Here is a 25,123-nt window from a genome sequence, read left to right as displayed (position 1 = left end):
GGGTGTCCCCCTCGGTGGACCGGCGGCGGGTGCCGCCGTGCGTGTCGGGACGACGATAGTGCGCGGAGTACCGCGCGGGTCCGCCAGAGGCGGCGTCAGCGGACGGTCGAGGCCGTTCGGCGCGATGGAGCCGATGACGGGATCCCTCGCGGGGCGCCTTCGGCGCGGAGGGGGGCCCGACTCGATTCCCGTCATCGGCGAGAGGCCGCTCCGCGGCGTGGAGCCGATGACGGGAATCGAACCCGCGTGTCTTGCTTGGGAAGCAAGCGCTCTGCCATTGAGCTACATCGGCCGGTGACGTCAGGGTACCCAACCGACGGGCGAGCGGCGACGATGGGAGCGTGCCCGCCCCGCCGTCAGCCCGCATCCTGGCCGCGGTCGACGCGCTCCGGGTCGAGCCGGGGATGCGGGTGCTCGAGATCGGGTGCGGTCCCGGTGCGGCCGCCCGCGAGGTCGTCCGACGCCTCGGACCCGACGGCTTCGTCCTGGCCACCGACCGCTCCGCGACCGCCGTCGACCAGTGCCGACGTCACGCTGTCGCGGAGGTCGCGGCCGGTCGGCTCGACGTCCGGCAGGTCGCCGTCGAGGACCTTCTGCTCGAACCCGGCGAGGCGCCGTACGACCTCGCGTTCGCGCTGCGGGTGGGCGCCCTCGACGGCCGTCACCCCGCTCTCGCGCCGCGAGCCCTCGCCCGCGTCACGGCCGCCCTCGTGCCTGGCGGACTCCTCCTCGTGGGCGACGGCGCCGACCTGCGCGACCCCCGCGGCTGACGCGTGAGACCGCTCACCTGACCTGCGCGATCACCCGACCGTTGCTTCACTTGGTGATCGTGACGACGTTCGACTACTCCAACCTGAGCGATCGGCCGCCCGGGCCGGTGGTCTCGAAGCTCGCGCTGGTGCTCCCCGGCGTGCGCAGCGTCATGGGCCAGGTGGAGCCCTACGCGCGGTGGTGGGAGGACAACAACCGTCGCGCACTCGGCTCGGGCCGGCCGTTGTGGGTCGCGCTCGGCGACTCCATGACCCAGGGCATCGGCGCCAGTGCTCCGGACCGCGGCTGGGTCGGCCAGATCGCGGCCGACCCGCCCCGGAGGATCCGCGACGCCGCCGTGCTCAACCTCGCGTTCAACGGTGCACGCGTGCTCGACGTGCTCGAGCGGCAGCTCCCGGCGCTGGACCAGGTCCGCGCGCAGGGCCACGAGATCGCCCTCGTCACCCTGCTCATCGGCAACAACGACCTCATGAGCCCCAAGTGGAGCAGGCTGCTGCCCTCGGCGATCGAGACGCTGCTCGACGCCGTGCCGCACGGAACCGTCGTCGCGACCCAGCCCGGTCTGCAGCGCTCCGCCGCACGCTTCAACCGGGCCGTCGACGCCCACGAACGGGCCGGGGAGATCGTGATCGCCGACTTCCGGGTCCCCCACATGCGCGACTGGCGCGGACGCCTCGCCGAGGACCGGTTCCACCCCAACGACCGTGGCTACGCCGGCATGGCCGACGTCATCCGGCACGCTCTCTGAGGCGTCCCGCCGGTACGGTCGCCGCATGTCCTACGTGCTGCTGGAGTCCGACGGTCCGCTGCGGACCATCACGCTGAACGACCCGGAGCGGCTCAACGCGCTCGACTGGCCGCTGCTCGACGAGCTGCGTGAGGCGGTGGCCACCGTGGCCGCCGACGAGGAGGCCCGCGCCCTCCTGGTGACCGGCGCCGGCCGGGCGTTCTGCTCGGGCGCCAACGTGGGCAACCTGTTCGGCGACCGCACCCGGCCCGTCGACGAGCTGCGTGACCACCTGATGAAGGTCTACGCCTCGTTCCTGCCGATCCGTGACCTCACCATCCCGACGATCGCCGCGGTCCACGGGCCGGCCGTCGGCGCGGGCCTCAACATCGCGCTCGCGTGCGACGTGATCGTGGCCGGCCCCAAGGCGGGGTTCGGACCGACCTTCACGCAGATCGGCCTGCACCCCGGCGGCGGCTGCACCTGGATGCTGACCCAGCGCATCGGCTCGGCCAACACGGCCGCCGCGCTCTACGCCGGCGACGTGATCGGGGCCGACGACGCGCTGCGGCTCGGCATCGCCCAGGAGCTCGTGGACGACGCGCCGTCCCGCGCCCGGGAGCTGGCGCTGGGTTGGTGCGAGCGCAACCCCGCGCTCATGGCGCACGTGAAGGAGTCGGTGCGCGTCGCGTCGACGTCGGACCTCGTCGCGTCGCTCGAGGTCGAGGCGCAGTTCCAGGCCGAGTCGCTCTCGAGCCCGGAGTTCGAGCGCTTCGCGGCGCGCTTCGCCAAGGACTGACCTCTCACCACGCCTCACTCACCCTGGTTCTCCCCCACTCACCATGGCGGGCCCGCCATGGTGAGTGGGGGATTCCTGGGGTGAGCTCGCGATTCCCATCACGTGATGGGAATCGCTGATCCGGTGGGGCTCCGGGAATCTGCGATCAGGCGGCGCCGTGGGCGTCGGCGACGAGCCGCGCCTCCTCGCGGAGGGCCTGGACGACGAGGCGGACGGAGGGGCGCTCGAAGCGGTCGGGACGCAGCACGGCGGAGATGTCGCGGCGGGCGCGGACGCCGATGAGCGGGCGGGTGACCAGGCCGTTGCTGTGCTCGCGGGTGGTGAAGCGCGGGAGGATCGCCAGGCCGTGGCCGCCGGCGACCATCGCCTCCACCACCCCGTTGTCGGCGAACCTCTGCGCCACCCGCACCGGCTGGCCGGTGGCGACCACCACCTGCTCCAGCACCCGGTCGAACGGGTAGCCGGGCGGGACCCCGATCCACGTCTCGTCCACCACGTCGCGGGGCGACAGGCTCGCCTTCCGCGCGAGCGGGTGGTCCTCGGGCAGGGCGACGTCGAGCGGCTCGCTCATGAGCGGCACCACCTGCAGACCGCGCTCGTGCCACGTGGCCGAGGTCGTCGGCGCGTCCGACAGCACCACGTCGTGGTCGGCGGTCAGGTCGCCGGCCGCCTCGGGGTCCTCCAGGTCGGTGCACACCAGCTCGACGTCGGGCCGCTCGGCCATGCGGGTCAGCAGACCCGGCAGCAGCATCTCGCCACCCGTCGGGAAGGTCACGAGGGTGACGCGGCCCGCCGGCTGCTCCATGAAGGCGCGCCAGTCCCCCTCGGCGCGCTCGATGGCCACGGCGATGTCGGTGGCCGCTCGGGCCAGCGCCCGCCCCGCCTCCGTCAGGGCGACGCCGCGGCCGGCGGCCTCCACGAGCGGGTAGCCGGCCTCCTTCTCGAGCGCCTTCAGCTGCTGGGAGACCGCCGACGGTGTGACCCTCATCGCGTCGGCGACGGCCCCGACGGAGCCGCGCTCCGACAATTCCCTGAGAACCATGAGGCGTCGCACATCCATGTAGAGATGCTACACGTTACGTGTAGTTCTCTTCGCTTGTCCTTGACGATGAGCAGGGTCATCCTGAGAGGGAAGAACCACCCCCCGACCCTCCCGAGGAGGCCCCCACCATGCTCGCTCTCTCCGTGCTCGGCGCGATCGTCGTCACCATCGGTGTCACCAAGACCGCCTACCTCGTCGCGACCGACGGCTACGGCCGCATCCCGACCATCCGTCGCTTCTGACGTGGTGCCGGTCCGCCGCCCGCGGCCCGGCAACCCCGCCACCCACTTCTGACCGCACGACGTCCGCGGCCGGGTCCCGACGCCCCGGCCCCGCGGCCTGCAGGTCAGCAGCACTCGCAGCCACCGTCCACCCCCGGGACGGTGGCTGCGTAGTCTTCACGGCGTGAGCCGCCTCGTCGTCGGGTTCGACCTCGACATGACGCTCGTCGACTCCCGCCCAGGGATCGGCGCCACCTACCGGGCCCTGGCCGCCGAGACCGGCACCCCCATCGACGTCGACCTCGTGACGTCCCGCCTGGGTCCGCCGCTCGAGCACGAGCTGGCGAACTGGTTCGCGGCCGAGGACGTCCCGGCTGCCGCCGACCGCTACCGCGCCCTCTACCCCGAGCTGGCGATCCCCCGCGTCGAGCTGCTCCCCGGCGCGCGCGAGGCGGTGCAGGCCGTGCTCGACGCCGGCGGCGAGGCGTTCGTCGTCACCGGCAAGAACACCCACAACGCCCGCCTGCACCTGCAGCGCCTCGACGTCGAGCTCGACGTCGTCGGCGACGTGTGGCGCGAGGGCAAGGCCGACGTCTTCCGCGAGCGGGGCGTCGCGGCGTACGTCGGCGACCACGTGCACGACATGGACGCCTGCCGCTCGGCCGACGTCGTCGGCATCGCCGTGCCCACCGGCCCCTGCACCGCCGACGAGCTGCGCGCCGCCGGCGCCACCCACGTCGTGCCCGACCTGCACGGCGTCGTGGACCTGGTGCCGTCGCTCACGGCCTGATCCGCACCGCAGCGCACGTCCGTCCCTCGGGGGCGTGTCCAAGAACATCGTGCGAGGTGGGCCGAATGACTTGTGTCGAGCCCCTGATCTGCGGATACTTAAGTTACCAGCCGGTAGCACTCACGAGTAATCCTCGAGCACCGGACCCCTGAATGCGTGCACCGCACGCGCCCCCGACCCAGGAACAGGCAGTCATGAGCCACTACAAGAGCAACCTGCGTGACGTCGAGTTCAACCTCTTCGAGCTGTTCGACCGCCAGGACGTCCTCGGCGCCGGCGTGTTCGAGGAGATCGACTTCGACACCGCCAAGAGCATCCTCGGCGAGGTCGACCGCCTCGCCCGCGAGGACCTCGCCGCGTCCTTCGACGACGCCGACCGCAACCCGCCGGTCTACGACCCCAGCGCCATGACGGTGACGATGAACCCCGCGTTCGTCAAGAGCTACCAGGCCTGGATGGACGCCGAGTGGTGGCGCCTGCAGGTCCCCGAGGAGCTCGGCGGCCAGCGCACCCCCGCCTCCATCATCTGGGCCACCGCCGAGTTCGTGCTGGGCGCCAACCCGCCCATCTGGATGTACGCCGCCGGCCCCGCCTTCGCGCGGATCGTGTTCGAGAACGGCACGGAGCGGGACAAGAAGATCGCCGGCCACATGGTCGAGCGTCAGTGGGGCGCCACCATGGTGCTCACCGAGCCCGACGCGGGCTCCGACGTCGGCGCCGGCCGCACCAAGGCCTTCCCGAACGAGGACGGCTCCTGGAACATCGAGGGCGTCAAGCGCTTCATCACCTCGGGCGAGCACGACATGAGCGAGAACATCATGCACCTCGTGCTCGCGCGCCCCCAGGGCGTCGAGGGTGCCGGCGGCCCCGGCACCAAGGGTCTGAGCCTGTTCCTCGTGCCCAAGATCCACTTCGACCACGAGACCGGCGACCTGACCGGCGAGCGCAACGGCGTCTACGTCACGAACGTCGAGAAGAAGATGGGCATCAAGGTCTCCACCACGTGCGAGGTCACCTTCGGCGACCCGTCCACCGGTGGCGGCGAGCCGGCGAAGGGCTGGCTGCTCGGCGAGGTGCACAACGGCATCAGCCAGATGTTCCGCGTCATCGAGAACGCCCGCATGATGGTCGGCGCGAAGGCCATCGCCACGCTGTCGTCCGGCTACCTCAACGCGCTCGAGTACGCCAAGGAGCGCGTCCAGGGCGCCGACCTCACGCAGGCCTCCGACAAGACGGCCCCGCGCGTGACGATCACCCACCACCCCGACGTGCGCCGCTCGCTCATGACGCAGAAGGCGTTCGCCGAGGGCCTGCGCTCGCTCGTGTTCTACACGACCACGTGGCAGGACGCGATCATGCAGAAGGAGGAGTCCGGCGAGGACGCCTCCCTCGAGGAGTCGGTCAACGACCTGCTGCTCCCGATCGTCAAGGGCTACGGCTCGGAGCGCTCCTGGGTGCTGCTCGGCACCGAGTCGCTGCAGACGTTCGGCGGCTCGGGCTTCCTGCAGGACTACCCGATCGAGCAGTACGTCCGCGACGCCAAGATCGACACCCTCTACGAGGGCACCACGGCGATCCAGGGCCAGGACCTGTTCTTCCGCAAGATCGTGAAGGACAAGGGTCGTGCGATCGGCTACCTGGCCGAGCAGGTCGGGGAGTTCGTGAAGAGCGAGGCCGGCAACGGTCGCCTCAAGGTCGAGCGCGAGCTGCTCGCGACGGCCCTCGACGACGCCCAGGCCATCCTGGGTGCCGCGTTCACCGACCTCATGGCCAGCAACCCGGCCGACGAGAAGGGTGACGTCAAGAACCTGTACAAGGTCGGCCTGAACACGACGCGCCTCGTGTACGTGCTGGGCGACCTGGTCGTCTCGTGGCTGCTGCTGCGCGGCGCCGAGGTGGCGCTGGCCCGGCTCGACGAGGGCGTCACCGGCTCCGACAAGGCCTTCTACGAGGGCAAGGTCGCCGCGGCGTCGTTCTTCGCGCGCACCGTGCTGCCCCGCCTGACGGCGGAGCGCGCGATGGCCGAGAACGTCGACGCCAGCATCATGGAGCTCGACGAGGCCGCGTTCTGAGCGCCTGAGACTCGACCCGCCTCACGACGAAGCCCCCACCCGGTCCGGGTGGGGGCTTCGTCTGTCCTGTCCGCCGCCCAGGGGCGGCCAGATGCCGTCTCACCAGTTGATGAGCGCACCCGTGATCGTGTACGGCGCGAAGTCCGTCGACAGCAGGACGAACAGCGCGAGCGCGCCGCCGGCGAGCGCGACGTTCTTGTTGAACGCGACCATCTCCATCTGCTTGGCCTGGCCGTCGCTCTCCTTCCAGAACGCGTGCATCAGCACGGCGGTCACGAGGAGCAGCACGGCCAGCCCGAGGGCACCGATGTCGCCCCAGATGCCGAGCAGCACCGACAGGCCGCCGGCGAGCAGCGCGACGCCGCTGATCTGCACGAGCAGCTTGGCGTTGGAGAGACCGCGCGACTCGGCGTAGCCGGCCATCGCGCCGGTGGCCGTCAGGTGGCCGACGCCGGACCCGATGACGAGGTAGGCGAACAGGATGCGGGAGATGAGGAAGACCTCGTCCATGGCGGACTCCTAAAGAAGGTGAATGTTCAACCATCGTCCTCGTTCGACGTGTCGCGGTCAAGCACCGACGCGCGTGGTCACGCCGGCACCTCGCCCGAGGTGTGCCAGAGTGAGCGCGTGCGTCTGACCAACCCGCTCTGGTACCTCGCGGCGCTCTTCGTGGTCCTCGGCGGGTGGATGGTCGGCACGATCGTCGCGGCCGGCTCGTGGGACCACGTGCGCGACGCGACGCTGGAGTCCGTCACCGAGCGCGTCGACGCCGGCGGCGGGTCGCTCGCGGTGTTCACCGACGTCCGCCAGCCCGAGCGCGACGTGACCTGCACGGCCACCCCGCCGGGCAAGAGCGCGAAGCCGGTCGAGCTCGAGAAGGCACCGATCGACCTGACCGTCGCGCGCGACGGCTCCACCTGGTACCTCATCGCGTTCGAGCCCGAGGGCCGTGACGAGGTGGCCGTCCGGTGCACCCCGCGCGACCGCGCCGCCGACGCCGCCACCTACCGGGTGGCCGTCGCCGAGGGCGTTCTCGACCGGGCCCGCCTGGGCGCCGGCCTCACCTGGATCGCCACCGCGGTGGGCGTCGTGCTCGCCGTGCTCACGTGGTGGTCCCGACGCAAGCGCCACCAGGAGGACTGAATGCTCCAGACCTACATCGACGCCTGGCTCGCCAGCGCCCGCGACACCCTCGCCCTGCTCGAGGACCTCGACGACGCGCAGTGGTCGTCGCCCACCGACCTGCCGGGCTGGACGGTCGCCGACGTCGCGGCCCACCTGGCGCACCTCGAGGCGGTGACGGCCGGGCACGTGGTCGACGAGGCGCCGACCACCGCCTCGCCGGGCGGTCTCGCGTCGGCCTACACCGAGGCCGGCGTCGAGGCACGCCGCGGACTCTCCCGCGAGCAGGTGCTGACCGAGCTCCGTGCCGGCATCGACGCGCGGGCCCGGAGCCTGGGCGACGCGCCTCCGACCGACCCCTCGGCCCGCGCCGACCACACGCCGGCCGGCGTCGGCTGGACGTGGGACACGATGCTGCGCAACCGCACGGTCGACATCTGGTGCCACGAGCAGGACGTCCGCCGCGCCGTGGGCCGGCCGGGCAACCTCGACTCGCCCGCCGCGGTCGTCACCACGCACACCTTCTCCTTCGCGATGCCGTACGTGCTGGGCAAGAAGGTCGGTGCCACCGCGGGCACGTCGGTGCTGTGGGACCTCACCGGCCCCCTCGCCATGCAGGTGGGTGCCACGGTCGGCGACGACGGTCGAGCCCGCCCCGGCGTCCCCGGGTCGCCGTCGGCCACCCTGACCCTGTCGTCGGACGCCTTCGCCATCCTGGCGGCGGGCCGACGCGGCCCGGGAGCGGTGGACGTCGGGGTCGCCGGCGACACCGACCTCGCCCACCGCGTGCTGGAGCAGATGGCCGTCACCTTCTGACGCCCGACAGCGTCAGCCGCGCAGCGCGTCGACGTCGTCGAGCAGCTCGCGCCAGCCCAGGCGCAGCCGGTCCCACTCGTCCTCGCAGAGGTCCGCCCGGTCCTGGGTGAGCGGCTCGTCGTCGACCAGGTCCTCCCAGGTGTCCGGGTCGGACCCGTACAGGTAGCAGAGGTAGTTGACCGCCCGCGCGGCGTCGGAGGAGTGCTCGTCGTCGGGGTCGGCCTCGTAGGCCGACGCGAGGATCTCGTACTCGAAGGCCGATGACAGGAGCGCGTCGGTCGACGCCTCGTCGCCGGACTCGGCGAGCCGCCAGGCGGCGAACTGGTCGGCCACGTCCTCCTCGCGCCCCGTGAAGGGCAGGTCGAGCAGGTCGATCAGGGCGTGCCCGGCCTCGTGGAAGAACGTCTCGCGCCAGATGCCCCGGAGCGTCTCGTCCACGTCGTCGGCGTCCGCGTCCTCCAGCTCGTCGCGGCTCGACTTCACGTCCTGCAGGCAGAGCTCGACGAGTGCCTCGCCACGGAGGTAGCCGGTGCCGTCCTTGCAGGACGTCACCTCGACGGTCAGCTCCCGCGGGAGGGCCACGACGGACCGCAGGTCCTCCGCGGCCTCCTCGAGCACTCCGCTCTCGCGCACGTCGTCCTGCCAGCCGCGCCAGGCCTTGGACACGTCGGGATAGGTGACGACGACCCTCGCGCCGGCCCCCGCGTCCCCCACTGGGGCCGACGACACCTCCTCGACGGAGGAGGACCCGAGGACGAACCCTGCGACGGCTGCGACGACCACGGACACGACGACGAGGACCCTGCTCACGAGCGGATCATAGGTCCGGCGCGGCTCGCCGGGGGCCGCTACCGTTCATCCCATGAGCTGGAGCGCGCAGGACATCCCCGACCTCACCGGCACCCGAGCGGTCGTCACCGGCGTCACGGGCGGGCTCGGCTTCCACACGGCCCTCGAGCTGGGCCGCAAGGGCGCCGCCCTCGTGGTGACCGCACGGAACCCGAAGAAGGCCGACGCCACCGTCGCGCGGCTGCGGGCCGAGCTCCCCGACGTCGACCTCGAGACGCTCGCCCTCGATCTGGCCGACCTGGCCGACGTCGAGCGCGCCGCCGACGAGCTCACGTCGCGCCACGACCGAATCGACCTGCTGGTCAACAACGCGGGCATCATGATCCCGCCGAAGAGCGCCACCGCCGACGGCTTCGAGCTGCAGATGGGCACCAACCACCTCGGGCACTTCGCCTGGACCGGGCGCCTGTGGCCCGTGCTGAAGGCCAGCGACGCCCGCGTGGTCACGATCTCCTCCCTCGCCCACACCGGCGCCAAGGGCGTCGACCTGCGAGCCCTCACGCCCGAGGGATCGCCGCGCCGCTACCGCCGCTGGCAGACCTACGCGGAGTCCAAGCTGGCGAACCTGTCGTTCGCCCTCGAACTCGACCGGCGCGCGAAGGCCGCCGGCCTCGGCGTCGTCAGCGTGGCGGCGCACCCCGGCTACGCCAACACCGAGCTCCAGCAGACCGGCCTCAAGATGGGCAACCCGATGCTCGGCTTCGGACTGCACCAGATCAGTCGCGTGGTCGGTCAGTCGGCCGCCGCCGGTGCCCTGCCCTCGCTGAGGGCGGCGACCGACGAGAGCTTTACCGGCGGCGAGTACGTCGGCCCGAACCTGCTCGGTCAGATGCGCGGCAAGCCCGTGCTCGTCGGCATGACCCGCTGGGCACGCGACGAGCAGCTGGCCGACAACCTGTGGACCGCCTCCGAGATCGCCACGGGCGTCCCGTTCGACGTCGCCTGACCGGTTCGGCTAGGCGAGGCCGTCGCGCCAGCGCTCGCGGGCGTCCGGGTCCTCGGCGAGCAGCTCCGCCCGCGTGCGCCGACGGTAGCGCCAGATCTGCACGATGCCGACGGCCCACAGCACGTACTGCACCGACATGGCCCAGCGGAACGACTCGGCCGAGTAGGCCGTGCTGGAACCGGGCGTGCGCCAGTCGAGGACCAGGCCGATGGCCACGACCAGCAGCAACGAGGCGACGAAGCCGCCCTGGTTGATGATGCCCGTCGCGGCGCCCAACCGGTTGGGAGGATTGAACGATCGGCCGAGGTCGAAGCCGATCATCGACGCGGGTCCGCCCACGCCCACCACGACCACGAGCACCACGAGCAGCCAGGCCGGCGCGTCGCCCGGCCACACCAGCACGACCGTCCACACCGCGACGACCGCCCACACGATGCCGAGCACGATGCTCGAGCGCTGCCACGGGTCGCGGGTGATGGCCCAGGCCAGCGTCGGCCCGGCCACCATGACGGCGAGCACCAGGATCGTCAGCAGGGCGCCTGCCTCGGCGGGCGTGCGGCCCTCGCCGCGCACGAAGAACGGGTAGCCCCACAGCAGGCCCAACGTGGTGGCGCTGAACTGGGTCGTGAAGTGCACCCAGAACCCCAGGCGGGTCCCGGGGTGGCGCCACGACGCCGCCAGGCTGGAGCGGACCGTCGTCCACGACAGCGGGGCGCCGAGCACCCGCGGCGAGCCGGGCTCGTCGTGCACCACGAGCAGGAGGGCGGCGAGCAGGACGATGCCGAGCGACGCCGCCGACAGGTAGGTGGTGGTCCAGCCGAGCTCACGCAGCGCCCACGTCATGGGAGCGGCGGCCACGAGAGCTCCCATCTGGCCGAGCACGCCCGTGAGCTGGGTGACGAGCGGGATCCGCCGCGACGGGAACCAGGTGTTCACGAGCCGGAGCACGCACACGAAGGTCATCGCGTCGCCCAGCCCCACGAACACGCGGGCGACGAGCGCCACGGCGAACGTGTCGGCCAGGGCGAAGGTCACCTGCGCCGCGGTGAGCACGAGGACGCCGATGGTGAGGATGCGGCGGGGACCGAACCGGTCGAGCAGCAGACCCACCGGGATCTGCATGCCCGCGTAGACCACCAGCTGCAGCATGACGAACGTCGATAGCTGGGCGGCCGAGATGCCGAACCGCTCGCTCGCGGCGAGTCCCGCCACCGCGAGCGACGAGCGGTGGAAGACGGCGAGGAAGTACAGGGAGAGCCCGACGAGCCAGACCGCCACCGGCCCTCTCCTGCTCGTCGCTCCGCTCACTCGCCCCAGTATGCGCTCGGTGTCGGTCCGCGCCGGGGTCGGCTCGGGCGGTTGCGGATCCGTGCGCGGTCCCTAGCGTGGCTCCCATGCTGACCTTGGTGGACTGGCGGGTGCGCGTGGCCGCGCTCTACGAGCAGGTGCGCGCCGATCCCGACCATGAACGGGGTCATGCGACGTGGCGGAGCGGTCGCGACGAGCTGTTCCGCAGCCACCCCCAGTCGCCGCTGCCGGCGCGCGACCCGCTGCGCGAGACCGGGCTGCCCTACTGGCCCTACGACCCCGCCTGGCGGTTCGAGCTGCCGCTGCTGCCCGCGCCGACCGATGCCGTGGACCCCGACGAGCGGGTCGTCGACGGCGGGGGCGACGGTGACGTGACGATGCGGCGCACCGGGCAGCTGGCCCTGCCGTCGGGCTCGACGCTCGACGTGTGGACGCTCCAGCAGTACGCCGGCGGCATCTTCGTGCCCCTGCGGGACGGCACGTCGGGCCGGGACTCAGGGGCTGGGGCGTCGTACGGTGCGGGCCGCTACCTGCTCGACACCGCCAAGGGCTCCTGGCTCGGCGGGGGTGCCGGGCCACGGGCGGCAGAGGGCGCCGCCGGCGCACCCGACGAGCGTGACGACCACCTCGTGCTCGACCTGAACTTCGCGTACCACCCGTCGTGCCGCTACGACGACCGCTGGCGCTGCCCCCTCGCGTCGCCGGGCAACATGGTCACCGACGTCGTCGAGGCGGGCGAGCGCCTCCCCTGACCCTCGCCCTCAGAACGTGAGGGCGAGGGCGGGGTCGCGCAGGAGCGCGGCGACGTCGGCCAGGAACTGGGAGCCCTGCTGGCCGTCGACGACGCGGTGGTCGAAGCTGACCGCGAGCGTCGTGACCCAGCGCGGCTCGATCCGCTCGTCGGCACCTGTGCTCGACGCCGCCCACGGCCCGGCACCCCCGCCGGGGGTGCCGACCACCCACGGACGACGGTCGATCTGGCCGACGCACAGGATGCCGGTCTCGCCCGGGTTGAGGATGGGCGTGCCCGCATCGACGCCGAACACGCCGACGTTGGTGATCGTGAACGTGCCACCGCTCATCTGCGCCGGCTGGGTGCGGCCGGCACGGGCCGTGGCGGTGAGGTCGCCCAGCGCCTGCGCCAGCTCGACCAGGCTCATCCGGTCGGCGCCCGGGATGTTGGGCACGACTAGACCGCGGTCGGTGGCGGCCGCGACGCCGAGGTTGACCGAGCCCTTGAGCACGATCTCCTGCGCCTGCTCGTCCCAGCTGGCGTTCAGCTCGGGCGTGCGGGCCAGCGCCAGGCAGACGGCCTTGGCCACGACCAGCGTCGGCGAGACCTTGACCTCGCGGAAGCGCCGGTCGGCCTTGAGCCGCTCGACCAGCTCCATCGTGGCGGTCACGTCGAGCGTGACCCACTCGGTGACGTGCGGTGCCGTGAACGCCGAGCTGACCATGGCCTGGGCCGTGGCCTTGCGGACGCCCTTCACGGGGATGCGGGTGTCGCCCTCGGCGGACCTGACGGGTGCCGGCGCGGCGGGTGAGGTCGACGTCGGCACGGTGACCGGCTCCGACCTGCGTCCGGCGATGAACGCCTCCACGTCGGCGCGGGTGACCACGGGGCCGTCGCACGGGACCGTGGTGAGGTCCACGCCGTGGTCCTTGGCCAGCTTGCGCACGGGCGGCTTGGCCAAGGTGCGCATCTCGACCCGCTGCGCAGGGGCCGTGTCATGGCCGGTGGCCGGCTCGGGCGCGTTGGAGGGCGCGGTGGGCACGGCCACGGAGCCGACCGGCTCGGCGTCACCCTTGCGTCGACGTCGGCGCGTGGACGCGGTGCGCACCCCGTAGCCGACGAGCACGGGCTCGCGCTTGTCCTCCACCGCCGGCTCCTCGACGTCGCCCTCGACCGGGCGCTCGTCGGTGAGGTCGCGAGCGTCGTCGGGCACGACGGCTCCCGTCGGGCCACCGATCGCGATGATCGGCGTGCCCACGGGCACGGTCGTCCCCTCGCGCACCAGCAGGGCCGTCACCTCGCCCGCGAACGGGCTGGGCAGCTCCACGACCGACTTCGCGGTCTCGATGTCGACGATCACCTGGTTCACCTCGACGACGTCGCCCACGGCGACGTGCCAGGTGAGCACCTCGGCCTCGGTCAGTCCCTCGCCCACGTCGGGCAGCCTGAACTCACTCATCAGATGTCTCCCGCTCTCAGAACGCCATGGCGCGGTCGACGGCGTCGAGCACACGGTCGAGGTCGGGCAGGAACTCCTCCTCCACCCGACTGGGTGGGTAGGGCATGTCGTAGCCGGTCACGCGCAGCACGGGCGCCTCGAGGGAGTAGAAGCACTCCTCCTGCACGCGGGCCGCGATCTCGGCACCGAGGCCGAGCGTGCGTGACGCCTCGTGCACCACGACGGCGCGGCCCGTGCGACGGACCGACTCGTGCACGGGGCCCAGGTCGAGGGGGCTGAGGGTGCGCAGGTCGATGACCTCCAGGTCCACCCCGTCCTCGGCGGCGGCCTCGGCCGACTCCAGGCACGTGCGCACCATGGGTCCGTAGGCCAGCAGCGTGGCGTGGCGGCCGTCGCGCACGACCTGCGAGGCGTGCAGCGGGGTGCTCTCCTGGCCGACCGGCCCGGCGTCCCAGTAGCGACGCTTGGGCTCCATGAAGACGACGGGATCGTCGCTGGCGATCGCCTGCTGGATCATCCAGTAGGCGTCGTGGGCGTTCGACGGGCTCACCACGCGCAGCCCGGCGGTCAGGCAGAACTGCGCCTCGGGGCTCTCGGAGTGGTGCTCGACCGCGCCGATGCCGCCGCCGAACGGGATGCGGATGACCGCCGGCATCGTCACGACGCCCTGGCTGCGGGCGTGCAGCTTGGCGACCTGGCTGACGATCTGGTCGTAGGCGGGGTACACGAAGCCGTCGAACTGGATCTCCACGACCGGGCGGTAGCCGCGCAGCATCATGCCCACCGCGGCGCCGACGATCCCGGACTCCCCGAGCGGGGTGTCGATCACCCGGTCCTCGCCGAAGTCCTTCTGCAGGCCCTCGGTCACGCGGAAGACGCCGCCGAGCGGGCCGACGTCCTCACCCATGACGACGACCTTGGGGTCGGACTCCATGGCGGCCCGCAGGCCGGCGTTGATGGCCTTGCCGAGGCTGAGCCGCTGGCCGACGGCCGACGTCCTCTGGCTCGTGCTCGTGCTGGTGCTCATGCCGCACCGCCCTCGGTCTCGAACGACGCCCGGTAGGCGAGGTACTCGGCCTTCTGCTCGGCCAGCTCGGGGTGCGCGTCGGCGTAGACGCCGTCGAACAGCGCGCCGAGGTCGGGCTCGGGCAGGGAGCGGCAGGCCTCGCGCAGGTGCGCACCGAGGTCCTCGGCCTCCGTCTGCAGGTCGGTGAAGAACGACTCGGGGGTGTCGACCTCGCGCAGGTACGTCTCCACGCGGGTCAGCGGGTCGCGGTGCTTCCACGCCTCCACCTCGGCGGTGTCGCGGTAGCGGGTGGGGTCGTCCGACGTCGTGTGCGCGCCCATCCGGTAGGTGACCGCCTCGACGAGCGTCGGTCCCTCGCCGTCGCGTGCTCGCTGGAGCGCCGCCTGGGTGACCGCGTGCACGGCCAGCACGTCGTTGCCGTCGACCCGCACGCCACCGAAGCCGTAGCCGGCGGCGCGCTGCACCAGCGGCACGCGGCTCTGGCGGGCCGTCGGCACCGAGATGGCCCAGTGGTTGTTCTGGCAGAAGAAGACGACCGGTGCGTTGAACGACGACGCCCAGACGAACGCCTCGTGCACGTCGCCCTGGCTGCTCGCGCCGTCGCCGAAGTAGGCGAGGGCAGCGGCGTCGCGGGTCTGGTCGCCCGTGCCGACGACGCCGTCGCGCTGCAGGCCCATCGCGTAGCCCGTGGCGTGCATGGTCTGGGCGCCGATGATGATGCTGTAGAGCGCCATGCCGGTCTCGGCGGGGTCCCAGCCGCCGAGCTCGACACCGCGGAACAGGCCGAGCAGCTTGGCCGGGTCGATGCCGCGGCACCACGCCACGCCGTGCTCGCGGTAGGTGGGGAACGCGAAGTCCTGCGGCGCGAGCGCGCGGCCGGAGCCGACCTGCGCGGCCTCCTGCCCGAGGCACTGCGCCCACAGGCCGAGCTCGCCGTGGCGCTGCAGGGCGTGCGCCTCGTGGTCGATGCGGCGGACGAGGAGGAGGTCGCGGTACATCGCGCGGATGCTCTCGTCGTCGCCCTCGAAGGCGTAGCGCTCGTGCTCGACCCGACGACCCTCGGGTGTCAGCAGCTGGACGAGCTCGGTGTCGACGGTCGAGGGCGTGGTCACTCGCCGCGACCCGTCGTCCTTCGTGGACGTGGTCGGGGTGTGCAGGGGTACGGTCATGCGCTGTTCCTCTCGCTGCCGGCGCGGGGTCTCCACGTCGGTGGGGCGGTACGGGACCGCTGACCCGCAGTGGTGGCGCGGGCGTGGCGGTCGGTCGTGGCGTGACCGCAGTCACATCACGACGCCACGGTAACGCGTCGGGCCCACGTCGGCCAAGCCCCGCGGTCCCCGTGGGGCGCACGTTCATCGGATCGTCACCGGACGCGACCGGGGCCTTCCTAGACTTCGGGGGTGGACCACCCCGTGATCCTCCTCGCGAGCAACGACCACGCGTCGCTGCTCGACGACGAGTTCCGCCGCTACCACCGCGACTACGACGTGCGGATCGCTCGCACGTGCGCCGACGCCACCGCCCTGCTCGAGCGGCTGTGCGCCGACGGCCGCCAGGTCGCGCTCGTGGTGCAGGACGCGGCCCTCCCCGACGCCGACGTGTGGACGTCGTTCGCCACCTGGCGTCGGGTGGTGCCCACCGCGCGTCGGCTCGTGACCGTTCCCTGGGACCGCTTCCTCGACGAGGGCGACCGGCTCCGCCCCGGCCTCGCGCACGGCAAGTTCGACGGCTACCTGCTCATGCCACGGGGCCTGCGCGACGAGGAGTTCCACGGCGCCGTCGGGGAGCTGCTGTCGGACTGGGGGTCCACCGTGGCGGCACCGGAGGTCGAGACGATGCGGATCGTCTCGGGCCCGTCCAACCCGCTCACGGCCGCCGTGCGCGACTTCGCCCAACGCATGGGCATCCCCACGGGGGTGCACCACCCCGACAGCGACGTCGGCCGCGCGGTGCTGGCCGAGCTCGTCGAGAACGGCGGCGAGCCCGGGGAGCCGGTGGTCGCCAGCGTGTACCGACCACCCTTCGTGCCGACGTCGGTGCGCGAGGTCGCCCAGGTCATGTACGGCGGACCCGGCGAGACGGTGGTCGACGACGTCGTCGACGTCGCGGTGGTCGGCGCCGGACCGGCAGGCCTGGCCGCCGCCGTGTACGCGGCGAGCGAGGGGCTCAGCACCGTCGTGCTCGAGAGCGAGGCCATCGGCGGGCAGGCCGGCACCAGCTCGATGATCCGCAACTACCTCGGCTTCCCGCGCGGCGTCTCCGGCATGCGGCTGGCGCAGCGCGCGCGGTCGCAGGCGATCCGGTTCGGGGCACGGTTCCTCACCGGGTGGGAGGTCGACGCGCTCCGGCCGTGCGTCCCGTCGGCCCCGCACGCCGAGCGTGAGCACGTCATCACCACGGTGGGCGGCGGACAGGTGCGCGCGCGGTCGGTCGTGATCGCGACGGGCGTCGCCTACCGCCACCTCGACGTCGAGTCCGTGGAGGAGCTCGTGGGTCGCGGGGTGCACTACGGGTCGGCGATGACCGCGGCGCAGGAGGTCGAGGGCCAGCCGGTGGTCGTGGTGGGCGGCGGCAACTCCGCCGGGCAGGCGGCCATCCACCTGGCCCGCTTCGCGTCGTCGGTGACGATCGTCGTGCGCCGCGACCTCGGCGAGACGATGTCGCAGTACCTCGTCGACGAGCTCCGCTGGAACGAGCGCGTCTCGGTCCGGGTCGGCGTGGAGGTCGTCGACGGCGGCGGCGCGGGGCAGCTGGAGTGGCTCGACCTGCGCACCAACGCCACGGGTGAGGTCGAGCGGGTCGTCGCGGCCGGGCTGTTCCTGCTGCTCGGCGCGCGCCCGACGTGCAGCTGGCTGCCGCCCGAGGTCACGCGGGACCCCAACGGCTTCGTGCTCACCGGTCGCGACGTGCCGAAGGAGGCGTGGCTCGGCCCCGGTGGCGTGCCCGGCCCCTGGTCGGCCGAGGCGATCGTCCCTCCGGAGACACTCGCCACCACCGCCCCCGGCGTCTTCGCCGTCGGCGACATCCGCGCCGGGTCGATGAAGCGCGTCGCCGCGGCCAGCGGCGAGGGCTCGTCGGTCGTCCCGCTCATCCACCGCTGGCTGGCGCCGTAGGTCCGGTCGTCGTCCTGCGGCTGGGGCTGGACCTGCGGCTGGGCTGCCTCGGCTGGGGCCGGACCTGCGGCTGCGTCGCTTTCGCTGGGTCTGGTCCTGCGGCTGCGTCGCCTCGGCGGGGTCCGGACCTGCGGCTGCGTCGCCTCGGCTGGGGCTGGACCTGCGGCTGCGTCGCCCCGGCTGGGTCCGGACCTGCGGCTGCGCTGCTCCGGCTGGGTCTCGGCTCGGTCTCCGAAAGGGCCTCGACCGTCGGATGGGCTCCCGCTCGGCCGAGCCCGGGTGCCGCGGCCGGTCCTGGGTCGTCAGAGGTAGGTCTCGCACCGAACCGGGCCGTCAGAGGTAGGTCTCGCACCTCAAACCGCCCGGGTGCGGTGCGTCACCTACCTCCCACTGCCCAGGCCTAGTGAGAGGTAGGTGGCCCGCGGAATCGGCGCGTCAGAGGTAGGTGAGCCGCGGAATCGGCTCGTCAGAGGTAGGTGAGCCGCGGTATGGAGGTCCGTATCCGCGCGCCACCTACCTCCGCCCGGCGGATAACGCGCGCTACCTACCTCTGACGGCCCCGACCGACACACGACGAGGCAACGAGCCGGCCAGGACACCCCGAACGCACCATCGACGTCCCCGTGCCCCGAGCACCCAGGCCGAGCGCGCACCCCACCGCCGGTCGAGGCCCCTTTAGGAGCGCAGGACCACTCACCCCCACAGCAGCGCAGCGATGCGGCCGACACCGACCGCCTCCCGAGAACCTCCGCCAAGCACCCACCCCGCCGCCGGTCGAGGCCCCTCTCGGAGCGCAGGTCGACGCGGAGCCGAGGCAGCGCAGCGGTGCGACCGGCACCGACCGAGCCCCGAGAACCTCCGCCAGGCGCGCACCCCGCCGCCGGTCGAGGCCCCTCTCGGAGCGCAGGTCGACGCGGAGCCGACGCAGCGCAGCCGCAGGGCCAGACCCAGCCGACGCAGCGCAGCCGCAGGACGGGACCCGGCTACCGCCCCGTCAGGTGCCGCGCCGCGGCGTCGAGCAGGCGCTCGTTGGCCGCGTCGGTGCCGACGCTGATCCGCACGCCGCCGCCGTCGGCCACCGGGCCGGGGAAGGGACGGACCGAGACGGGCCACAGGGCCTCGGCGAGGGCGGGCCCGTCGTCGGTGGGCAGCCACACGAAGTTCGCCTCGCTGTCGGGGACCGTCCAGCCCTGGCCGCGCAGGCCGTCGAGCAGCGTCGCACGCCCGGCGACGACCGACTCGACGCGCTCGGCCAGCTCGTCGCGCGCCTCGAGCGACGCGACCGCGGCCGCCTGCGCGACGTCGGTGACGCTGAACGGGGGCGTCGCCTTGCGAGTCGCCGCAGCCACGTCGGCGTGGCCCACGAGGTAGCCGACGCGCAGGCCGGCGAGCCCGTACGCCTTCGAGAAGGTGCGCAGGACCACCACGTTGTCGAACCGAGCCTGCAGCTCCAGACCACGTGCGGCGGCCGGGTCGCGCACGAACTCCAGGTACGCCTCGTCCACGACCACCAGCACCGACGGGGGCAGGGACTCGACGAAGCGCTCCAGCTCGCCATGGCCGACGACCGGGCCGGTCGGGTTGTTCGGCGTGCAGACGACGACGACCTTCGTCCGTTCGGTGACCGCTGCGGCCATGGCGTCGAGGTCGTGCGTGGCGTCCGCGCGCAGCGGCACGCGCACGTGCGTGGCCCCCGTGACGGTGACGGCGATCGGGTACGCCTCGAACGAGCGCCAGGCCGTCACCACCTCGTCGCCCGGACCGCAGTAGGCGTCGAGGAGCGAGAACAGCACGGCCACCGAGCCGGTGCCCGCGGCGAACGCCTCGGTCGGGCGGTCCAGGTGGGCGGCCAGCGCGTCGTGCAGGAGCGCGACGCCGGCGTCGGGGTAGCGGTTGACGCGAGCCAGCTCGGCCGCGGCGCGCTCGACGACGCCCGGCAGCGGCGGGAAGGGGTTCTCGTTGCTCGAGAGCTTCAGCTCGTCGAGCTCGGCGGCGCGGCCGGCCTTGTAGCCGGGGATGGCGTCGACGACGGAGCGCGGCAGCGGGACGGTCATGGGCCGAGGGTAGCCGCGCGCCGCTGGACCGCGATGATGCTGTCGTGACCAGCGCCCGCCTCCCGCAGCCCGTGCGGTCGCCCGTCGTCGGCTACGCGCTGGTCCTCACCGCGGCCGTCCTGTTCGGGCTCAACGCCGGCGCCTCCCGCATCCCCCTGCGCTCGGGCACCGACGAGGCCACGTTCACGACGGTGCGCATCACCGGGGCGCTGCTCGTGCTCGTCGTCATCGCCCTCGTCGTCGACCGGTCCGCCCTCCGCCTGCCCGCCGTGCGCCGCCTGCCGCTGCTGATCGGCCTCGGTGTCGTCGGCATCGCCGGGCTGCAGGGGTTCTACAACGTCGCGATCAACCGGCTGCCGCTCGGCATCGCCCTGCTGCTGGAGTACACCGGCCCGGTGCTCGTGGTGCTGTGGGTGCGCTTCGCCCGACGCGAGCCCGTGCACGCCCGGATGTGGCCGGCTCTGGGGCTCACCCTGGTCGGGCTGGCGGTCGTGAGCCAGGTCTGGTCGGGCCTGGTGTTCGACGGGCTGGGCGTGGTCATGGCGCTGCTGGCGGCGGGCTGCTTCGCCGCCTACTTCCTGCTCGGCGAGGACGGCGGTGTCTCGGCCGAGCCGCTGCACCACATCCTGTGGGCGTTCGCGATGGCCGCGGTCCTCATGAACGTGGTCGCACCCGTCTGGAGGGCCGACGCACTGGGCGCGGACGCGTCGATGCTCGGCCGACTCTCCGACCTCACGGTCCCGGCGTGGGTGGCGATGGGCTGGGTCGTGGTGCTCGGCACCGTCACGCCGTTCTTCCTGCTGCTGCTCGCGCTGCGCGCCCTGCCGGCCACCGTCGTGAGCGTGGTGGCCATGCTCGAGCCCGTCGTCGCGAGCGTCGTCGGATGGGGCTGGTACGCCGAGTCGCTCACCGCCGTGCAGCTGGGCGGCGTCGTGCTGGTGCTGGTCGGGATCGTGCTGGCGCAGACCGCCCGGCGCGACCACCCGGACGAGCTGCCACCCCTGACCTAGCCGCACGGTTCTCCCCGCTCCCGCACGGGAAGCAACCCGTGCAGACGGAGGTTTCCCGTGCGCGGCCGCAGATTCCCAGGTCGACCTGGGAATCTGCGGGACGGGAGGGGCGGAACGCGTTCCGCGGCGAATCGCGCCGGGAGCGGGGCCACTGCCATGATCGACGCATGCTCTCTCGACTTCTCACCTCCTGGGTGCTCGGCGCGGCGGCGCTGGCCACGGCCGCGTGGCTGCTCGGCACGCACATGAGCATCGGCACGGCGAGCGACACGACGTCGGACCGGCTCGTCACGCTCGCGGTCGTCGCGGCCATCTTCGCCGTCGTGAACACGTTCATCGCGCCGATCATCAAGGTGCTGTCGCTGCCGTTCATCATCCTCACGCTGGGGCTGGCGCTCGTGGTCATCAACGCCGGCCTGCTGCTGCTGACGTCGCGCATCGCCGACTCCCTCGACGCCCCGTTCTTCATCGACGGCTTCTGGTGGGCGGTGCTGGCGTCGATCGTGATCTCGATCGTCAACGCCGTCCTCGGCGCCTTCGCGGGTGACTGAGCGCATGAGCGAGCGACCCCTGCGCGTCGAGGTCACCTGCCTGGGCAACATCTGCCGCTCCCCCATGGCGCACGTGGTGCTCGAGCAGCGGCTCGCCGACGCCGGCCTGGCCGACGACGTCGTGGTCACGTCGTCCGGCACCGGTGGGTGGCACGAGGGCGAGCCGATGGACGAGCGCGCCGCCACCGCACTGAGCGCCGCCGGGTACGACCCGACCCGGCACCGCGCCCGCACGTTCACGACCGACACGTACGCCGAGGCAGACCTCATGCTCGCGATGGACGCCCGCAACCACGCCGACATGACCGAGCTCGCCCCCACCGTGGCCGACGCCGAGCGCGTGCGGATGTTCCGCTCGTTCGACCCGGAGGCCGCGCCGGGCGACGACGAGGTCGAGGACCCCTGGTACGGCGGGGCCGAGGGCTTCCAGCAGGTGCTCGCCATGGTCGAACGGACCAGCGACGCCGTCGTGGCCGCCGTACCGCGGCTCCGTGCCGACCTCACCGGGTAACCTCGCGGCCATGGCACGGATGACGGGGACGGCAGCGCGCGCGGAGGCGCTCATCGGGCACGGGGTGGTCGCCACGACCCCCGTGGCGGGTGGCGACATCTGCACGACCACCCGGCTCCGGCTGAGCGACGGCCGCACCGCGGTCATCAAGACCCGCCCGCAGGCCCCCGCCGGGTTCTTCGCCCGCGAGGCCGCCGGGCTGCGCTGGCTGGCCGAGGTGTCCGACGGGGTGAAGGTGCCTGACCTGCTGGGTGCCGACGACGAGTGCGTGGTGCTGGCCTGGGTCGAGCCCGGAAAGCCGACCGTCGAGGCGGCCGAGCGGTTCGGCCGCGCCCTGGCCCGCACCCACGCCGCCGGGGCGCCCACGTTCGGCGCCGACGTCGACGGCTTCATCGGGCTCGCCCCGCTGCCCAACCGTCCGCTCGAGACGTGGCCGGAGTTCTACGCGTCGCGCCGGGTCATGCCCTACGTGCGTGCCGCGGTGCAGCGCAAGGCGCTCACGAAGGAGCAGGCCGGCACCATCGAGCGCACGATGGGCCGCATCCGCGAGATCGCCGGGCCGGCCGAGCCCCCCGCCCGCATCCACGGCGACCTGTGGTCGGGCAACGTCGTGTGGGGCACCGACGGACAGGCCTGGGTCATCGACCCGGCCGCGCACGGCGGGCACCGCGAGACCGACCTCGCCATGCTGGCGCTGTTCGGGCTGCCGCACCTGCAGCGGGTGCTCGAGTCCTACGAGGAGCAGGCCCCGCTCGCCGACGGGTGGCAGGCCCGCGTCCCGCTGCACCAGCTGCACCCGTTGCTCGTGCACGCCGTGCTGTTCGGCGGCACCTACGGCGCCCGCGCCACCGCCGCCGCGCAGGCCGCGCTCCACCCGCCCACCGACTGACCGCACCCGCGGTCCGCCGAAGGACTCGACGGCGAACTCAGCCGATTCTCACCAGGGTTGGGCACACTGGACCCATGCGCATCCTGGTGGTCGACGACGACCGCGCCGTCCGTGACTCGCTGCGGCGCTCGCTGGAGTTCAACGGCTACACCGTCGAGCTCGCCTCCGACGGCGCCGAGGCGCTCGCCGTGGTGCCCCGCACCGACCCCGACATCATCGTCATGGACGTCATGATGCCGCGGCTCGACGGCCTCGAGGCCACCCGCGCGCTGCGCAGCGCGGGCAACGACGTGCCGATCCTCGTGCTCACCGCGCGCGACGCCGTGAGCGACCGCGTCGACGGTCTCGACGCCGGCGCCGACGACTACCTGACCAAGCCGTTCGCCCTCGACGAGCTGCTGGCCCGCGTGCGCGCCCTGCTGCGCCGCTCGGCCCGCCAGGCCGAGCTCGAGGCCGACGAGCAGCCGCTGGAGTTCGCTGACCTGACCCTCGACCCGGTCACCCGCGACGTGACCCGCGGCGAGCGCGCCATCTCCCTGACCCGCACCGAGTTCGCCCTGCTCGAGCTGTTCATGCAGCGCCCGAAGCGCGTGCTGGAGCGGTCGTACATCCTCGAGGAGGTGTGGGGCTTCGACTTCCCCACCACCGCCAACTCGCTCGAGGTCTACGTCGGCTACGTGCGCCGCAAGCTCGAGGCCGAGGGCGAGGCACGACTCCTCCACACGGTGCGCGGCGTGGGCTACGTGCTGCGCGAGACGCCGCCCTGATGACGGCCTCGTCCCCCGACGCCTCCCGTCCCTCCACGACGAGCGTCCGTCCCTCGGGGGCCGGCGCGGCGAGCGGTGACACCTCGCCCGCCGAGGGAACCTCGCGGACGACCGGCGTGGTCGACGCGGCCAGGCGGCGGATCCACCCGTACACCGCGCGGGCGTCGCTGGCCCTGCGCGTCGCTCTGCTCACCACGGGCGCGGTCGCCGCGGTGCTGGCCGTCGCGAGCGCCACGGTCTACATCACGGTGCGGGCCGAGCTGGAGGGCTCGCTCGACGCCTCGTTGGTGAAGCGGGCCGACGCGGCCGTGTCGGCCGGCTACTCCCCGTCGTCGATGTCGGCGGCCGACGTCGACCTGCTCTCGGTGTTCGGGATCCGGTTCATCTCCGTCGAGGGCGGCAAGATCTTCACGGCGCAGACCCGCTCGAACGTGCCCTACGACCAGCGCGAGATCGCCGTGTCGCTGGGCGAGGAGACGACGTCGCAGCGCACGGCCCGCATCGGTGGCGTGCCGTACCGCATCGTGGCCGTCCAGGCCGGTCCCGGGCAGGCCCTGGTGCTGGCGCAGTCGATGGAGTCGACCCAGCGCTCGCTCGACCGGCTGCAGGTGATCCTGCTGCTCACGAGCGCCGTCGGCATCCTCGTGGCCGGCGTGGCGGGCTGGGTGGTGGCCACCAACGGGCTGCGGCCGGTCCGCCGGCTCACCGCCGCCACCGAGCGCGTGGCCCGCACCGCCGAGCTGAAGCCGATCGAGGTCACCGGCTCCGAGCACGACGAGCTGGCCCGGCTCACGTCGTCGTTCAACCAGATGCTCATGGCGCTGGACGCCTCGCAGCAGCGCCAGCGCCAGCTCGTCGCCGACGCGGGCCACGAGCTGCGCACCCCGCTCACGAGCCTGCGCACCAACATCGAGCTGCTGGGCCAGGCCACCGAGCGGCAGGACCGCACCCTCAGCCTGGAGCAGCGTCGCGAGATCATGGACGACGTGCGGGCCCAGCTGGGCGAGCTGACCAACCTGGTCGGCGACCTGGTCGAGCTGGCGCGCGACGAGCCCCTGCACCGGGCCCCCGAGCCGCTCGACCTGGTCGACGTGGTGGAGCAGGCGCTGGAGCGGGTGCGACCCCGCTCGACCGGCCTGACCTTCGACGTCCGCCTGAAGCAGTGGGACGTGATCGGCGAGGCCCACGTGCTCGAGCGTGCCGTGACGAACCTCCTGGACAACGCGGTCAAGTGGAGCCCGGACGGCGGCAGGGTCACCGTGGCCCTGCACGAGGGCGTGCTGACCGTCCGTGACGAGGGTCCGGGCATCGCCGCGGAGGACCTGCCGCACGTGTTCGACCGGTTCTTCCGCTCCACCGAGGCGCGCACCATGCCGGGGTCGGGGCTGGGTCTGTCGATCGTGCAGCAGGCGGCGGTGCGCCACGGCGGTGCCGTGCACGCGGAGTCGCCCGAGAGCGGCGGCACGGTCGTCACGTTCTCGCTGCCGTCGGCGGCCGAGCGCGGCGACGACACGCCGCTCTGACCTGCGGCGTCACGCCACAGGAA

24 protein-coding genes and 1 tRNA gene are annotated in these 25,123 nt (G+C 72.8%); 16 read left to right on the top strand and 9 right to left on the bottom strand.

What is annotated here, in order from left to right; genetic code table 11:
- Positions 1-218 precede the first annotated feature (218 nt).
- Positions 219-292, bottom strand: a tRNA-Gly gene (locus tag RQG84_RS05125).
- A gap of 49 nt (positions 293-341) precedes the next feature.
- Here RQG84_RS05125 and RQG84_RS05120 point away from each other — a divergent pair.
- The 3 genes from RQG84_RS05120 to RQG84_RS05110 are packed head-to-tail and all read left to right on the top strand — an operon-like array spanning position 342 to position 2,297.
- Positions 342-770 (top strand): class I SAM-dependent methyltransferase, encoded by a 429-nt coding sequence (locus RQG84_RS05120; RefSeq protein ID WP_311209140.1) that lies wholly within the window; start codon positions 342-344, stop codon positions 768-770.
- A 59-nt stretch (positions 771-829) separates the two neighbouring features.
- Positions 830-1,519 (top strand): SGNH/GDSL hydrolase family protein, encoded by a 690-nt coding sequence (locus RQG84_RS05115; protein WP_311209139.1) that lies wholly within the window; start codon positions 830-832, stop codon positions 1,517-1,519.
- 25 nt (positions 1,520-1,544) lie between these two features.
- Positions 1,545-2,297 (top strand): enoyl-CoA hydratase, encoded by a 753-nt coding sequence (locus RQG84_RS05110; RefSeq protein ID WP_311209138.1) that lies wholly within the window; start codon positions 1,545-1,547, stop codon positions 2,295-2,297.
- 145 nt (positions 2,298-2,442) lie between these two features.
- Here RQG84_RS05110 and RQG84_RS05105 read toward each other — a convergent pair whose 3' ends face one another.
- Complete coding sequence (locus RQG84_RS05105) at positions 2,443-3,357, bottom strand: LysR family transcriptional regulator (protein WP_055962690.1); 915 nt, start codon at positions 3,355-3,357, stop codon at positions 2,443-2,445.
- Between the two features lie 387 nt (positions 3,358-3,744).
- Here RQG84_RS05105 and RQG84_RS05100 point away from each other — a divergent pair, with 387 nt between their 5' ends.
- Positions 3,745-4,350, top strand: a complete 606-nt coding sequence (locus tag RQG84_RS05100; RefSeq protein WP_311209137.1) for an HAD hydrolase-like protein — start codon at positions 3,745-3,747, stop codon at positions 4,348-4,350.
- Positions 4,351-4,544: 194 nt separating this feature from the next.
- Positions 4,545-6,422: an acyl-CoA dehydrogenase gene (locus tag RQG84_RS05095; protein WP_311209136.1), complete on the top strand. Its 1,878-nt coding sequence runs from the start codon at positions 4,545-4,547 to the stop codon at positions 6,420-6,422.
- A gap of 99 nt (positions 6,423-6,521) precedes the next feature.
- Here RQG84_RS05095 and RQG84_RS05090 read toward each other — a convergent pair whose 3' ends face one another.
- Positions 6,522-6,932 carry a DoxX family protein gene (locus tag RQG84_RS05090; protein ID WP_311209135.1) on the bottom strand — a complete coding sequence of 137 codons (411 nt, stop codon included), beginning with the start codon at positions 6,930-6,932 and terminating at the stop codon, positions 6,522-6,524.
- 117 nt (positions 6,933-7,049) lie between these two features.
- On the opposite strand from RQG84_RS05090, the gene RQG84_RS05085 reads away from it, so the two are divergent.
- Together RQG84_RS05085 and RQG84_RS05080 are read left to right on the top strand one after the other, a co-directional pair.
- Complete coding sequence (locus RQG84_RS05085) at positions 7,050-7,565, top strand: hypothetical protein (RefSeq protein ID WP_311209134.1); 516 nt, start codon at positions 7,050-7,052, stop codon at positions 7,563-7,565.
- Positions 7,566-8,360 (top strand): maleylpyruvate isomerase family mycothiol-dependent enzyme, encoded by a 795-nt coding sequence (locus RQG84_RS05080; protein ID WP_311209133.1) that lies wholly within the window; start codon positions 7,566-7,568, stop codon positions 8,358-8,360.
- Between the two features lie 12 nt (positions 8,361-8,372).
- Here the strand turns inward: RQG84_RS05080 and RQG84_RS05075 are convergent, their stop codons facing one another.
- Entirely contained in the window at positions 8,373-9,170 is a 798-nt protein-coding gene (locus RQG84_RS05075) for a DUF4344 domain-containing metallopeptidase (RefSeq protein WP_311209132.1), read from the bottom strand.
- 52 nt (positions 9,171-9,222) lie between these two features.
- Between RQG84_RS05075 and RQG84_RS05070 the strand changes: the two genes are divergently transcribed.
- Entirely contained in the window at positions 9,223-10,155 is a 933-nt protein-coding gene (locus RQG84_RS05070) for an oxidoreductase (RefSeq protein ID WP_311209131.1), read from the top strand.
- Between the two features lie 9 nt (positions 10,156-10,164).
- Here the strand turns inward: RQG84_RS05070 and RQG84_RS05065 are convergent, their stop codons facing one another.
- Positions 10,165-11,433 (bottom strand): MFS transporter, encoded by a 1,269-nt coding sequence (locus RQG84_RS05065; RefSeq protein WP_311209130.1) that lies wholly within the window; start codon positions 11,431-11,433, stop codon positions 10,165-10,167.
- Positions 11,434-11,549: 116 nt separating this feature from the next.
- Here RQG84_RS05065 and RQG84_RS05060 point away from each other — a divergent pair, with 116 nt between their 5' ends.
- Positions 11,550-12,215, top strand: a complete 666-nt coding sequence (locus RQG84_RS05060) for a DUF1684 domain-containing protein (RefSeq protein WP_311209129.1) — start codon at positions 11,550-11,552, stop codon at positions 12,213-12,215.
- Positions 12,216-12,224: 9 nt separating this feature from the next.
- On the opposite strand, the gene RQG84_RS05055 is transcribed toward RQG84_RS05060, so the two are convergent.
- The 3 genes from RQG84_RS05055 to pdhA are packed head-to-tail and all read right to left on the bottom strand — an operon-like array spanning position 12,225 to position 15,851.
- The gene (locus RQG84_RS05055; protein ID WP_311209128.1) at positions 12,225-13,655 is read right to left on the bottom strand and encodes a dihydrolipoamide acetyltransferase family protein; all 1,431 of its coding nucleotides are present in this window, start codon (positions 13,653-13,655) and stop codon (positions 12,225-12,227) included.
- A 16-nt stretch (positions 13,656-13,671) separates the two neighbouring features.
- Positions 13,672-14,682, bottom strand: coding sequence for an alpha-ketoacid dehydrogenase subunit beta (locus RQG84_RS05050; protein ID WP_055962655.1), 1,011 nt, complete (start codon positions 14,680-14,682; stop codon positions 13,672-13,674).
- Complete coding sequence (gene pdhA / locus RQG84_RS05045) at positions 14,679-15,851, bottom strand: pyruvate dehydrogenase (acetyl-transferring) E1 component subunit alpha (RefSeq protein WP_311209127.1); 1,173 nt, start codon at positions 15,849-15,851, stop codon at positions 14,679-14,681. The genes RQG84_RS05050 and pdhA overlap by 4 nt, the downstream gene beginning before the upstream one ends.
- Positions 15,852-16,082: 231 nt before the next feature.
- On the opposite strand from pdhA, the gene RQG84_RS05040 reads away from it, so the two are divergent.
- On the top strand, positions 16,083-17,795 hold the full coding sequence (locus RQG84_RS05040; RefSeq protein ID WP_311209126.1) for an FAD-dependent oxidoreductase: 1,713 nt from the start codon (positions 16,083-16,085) through the stop codon (positions 17,793-17,795).
- 983 nt (positions 17,796-18,778) lie between these two features.
- On the opposite strand, the gene hisC is transcribed toward RQG84_RS05040, so the two are convergent.
- Positions 18,779-19,849 carry a histidinol-phosphate transaminase gene (hisC, locus tag RQG84_RS05035; RefSeq protein ID WP_311209125.1) on the bottom strand — a complete coding sequence of 357 codons (1,071 nt, stop codon included), beginning with the start codon at positions 19,847-19,849 and terminating at the stop codon, positions 18,779-18,781.
- Between the two features lie 44 nt (positions 19,850-19,893).
- On the opposite strand from hisC, the gene RQG84_RS05030 reads away from it, so the two are divergent.
- From RQG84_RS05030 to RQG84_RS05005, 6 genes are all read left to right on the top strand, one after another.
- Complete coding sequence (locus tag RQG84_RS05030) at positions 19,894-20,859, top strand: EamA family transporter (protein ID WP_311209124.1); 966 nt, start codon at positions 19,894-19,896, stop codon at positions 20,857-20,859.
- Between the two features lie 167 nt (positions 20,860-21,026).
- On the top strand, positions 21,027-21,410 hold the full coding sequence (locus tag RQG84_RS05025; protein WP_055962641.1) for a phage holin family protein: 384 nt from the start codon (positions 21,027-21,029) through the stop codon (positions 21,408-21,410).
- Positions 21,411-21,414: 4 nt separating this feature from the next.
- A complete protein-coding gene (locus RQG84_RS05020) occupies positions 21,415-21,921 on the top strand; it encodes a low molecular weight protein-tyrosine-phosphatase (protein ID WP_055962638.1) in 507 nt (168 codons plus the stop codon).
- Positions 21,922-21,931: 10 nt separating this feature from the next.
- Entirely contained in the window at positions 21,932-22,810 is an 879-nt protein-coding gene (locus RQG84_RS05015) for a fructosamine kinase family protein (protein WP_311209123.1), read from the top strand.
- Between the two features lie 74 nt (positions 22,811-22,884).
- Positions 22,885-23,577, top strand: a complete 693-nt coding sequence (locus tag RQG84_RS05010) for a response regulator transcription factor (RefSeq protein WP_055962632.1) — start codon at positions 22,885-22,887, stop codon at positions 23,575-23,577.
- Positions 23,577-25,100, top strand: coding sequence for a HAMP domain-containing sensor histidine kinase (locus RQG84_RS05005; protein WP_311209122.1), 1,524 nt, complete (start codon positions 23,577-23,579; stop codon positions 25,098-25,100). The genes RQG84_RS05010 and RQG84_RS05005 overlap by 1 nt, the downstream gene beginning before the upstream one ends.
- The last annotated feature ends 23 nt before the right edge of the window (positions 25,101-25,123 follow it).

The sequence above is a fragment of the Aeromicrobium sp. WCS2018Hpa-31 genome, from assembly GCF_031843905.1.
In the GTDB taxonomy this organism is placed as follows: Bacteria; Actinomycetota; Actinomycetes; order Propionibacteriales; family Nocardioidaceae; genus Aeromicrobium.
This window is presented reverse-complemented; position numbering and strand designations above follow the sequence as displayed.

Coding starts and splice junctions, on each gene's coding strand:
- RQG84_RS05020 (WP_055962638.1), top strand. CDS start 21,415: ATGAGCGAGCGACCCCTGCGCGTCGAGGTCACCTGCCTGGGCAACATC.
- RQG84_RS05015 (WP_311209123.1), top strand. CDS start 21,932: ATGGCACGGATGACGGGGACGGCAGCGCGCGCGGAGGCGCTCATCGGG.
- RQG84_RS05055 (WP_311209128.1), bottom strand. CDS start 13,655: ATGAGTGAGTTCAGGCTGCCCGACGTGGGCGAGGGACTGACCGAGGCC.
- hisC (WP_311209125.1), bottom strand. CDS start 19,849: ATGACCGTCCCGCTGCCGCGCTCCGTCGTCGACGCCATCCCCGGCTAC.
- RQG84_RS05060 (WP_311209129.1), top strand. CDS start 11,550: ATGCTGACCTTGGTGGACTGGCGGGTGCGCGTGGCCGCGCTCTACGAG.
- RQG84_RS05090 (WP_311209135.1), bottom strand. CDS start 6,932: ATGGACGAGGTCTTCCTCATCTCCCGCATCCTGTTCGCCTACCTCGTC.
- RQG84_RS05025 (WP_055962641.1), top strand. CDS start 21,027: ATGCTCTCTCGACTTCTCACCTCCTGGGTGCTCGGCGCGGCGGCGCTG.
- RQG84_RS05010 (WP_055962632.1), top strand. CDS start 22,885: ATGCGCATCCTGGTGGTCGACGACGACCGCGCCGTCCGTGACTCGCTG.
- RQG84_RS05080 (WP_311209133.1), top strand. CDS start 7,566: ATGCTCCAGACCTACATCGACGCCTGGCTCGCCAGCGCCCGCGACACC.
- RQG84_RS05070 (WP_311209131.1), top strand. CDS start 9,223: ATGAGCTGGAGCGCGCAGGACATCCCCGACCTCACCGGCACCCGAGCG.
- RQG84_RS05095 (WP_311209136.1), top strand. CDS start 4,545: ATGAGCCACTACAAGAGCAACCTGCGTGACGTCGAGTTCAACCTCTTC.
- RQG84_RS05110 (WP_311209138.1), top strand. CDS start 1,545: ATGTCCTACGTGCTGCTGGAGTCCGACGGTCCGCTGCGGACCATCACG.
- pdhA (WP_311209127.1), bottom strand. CDS start 15,851: ATGACCGTACCCCTGCACACCCCGACCACGTCCACGAAGGACGACGGG.
- RQG84_RS05105 (WP_055962690.1), bottom strand. CDS start 3,357: ATGGATGTGCGACGCCTCATGGTTCTCAGGGAATTGTCGGAGCGCGGC.
- RQG84_RS05005 (WP_311209122.1), top strand. CDS start 23,577: ATGACGGCCTCGTCCCCCGACGCCTCCCGTCCCTCCACGACGAGCGTC.
- RQG84_RS05050 (WP_055962655.1), bottom strand. CDS start 14,682: ATGAGCACCAGCACGAGCACGAGCCAGAGGACGTCGGCCGTCGGCCAG.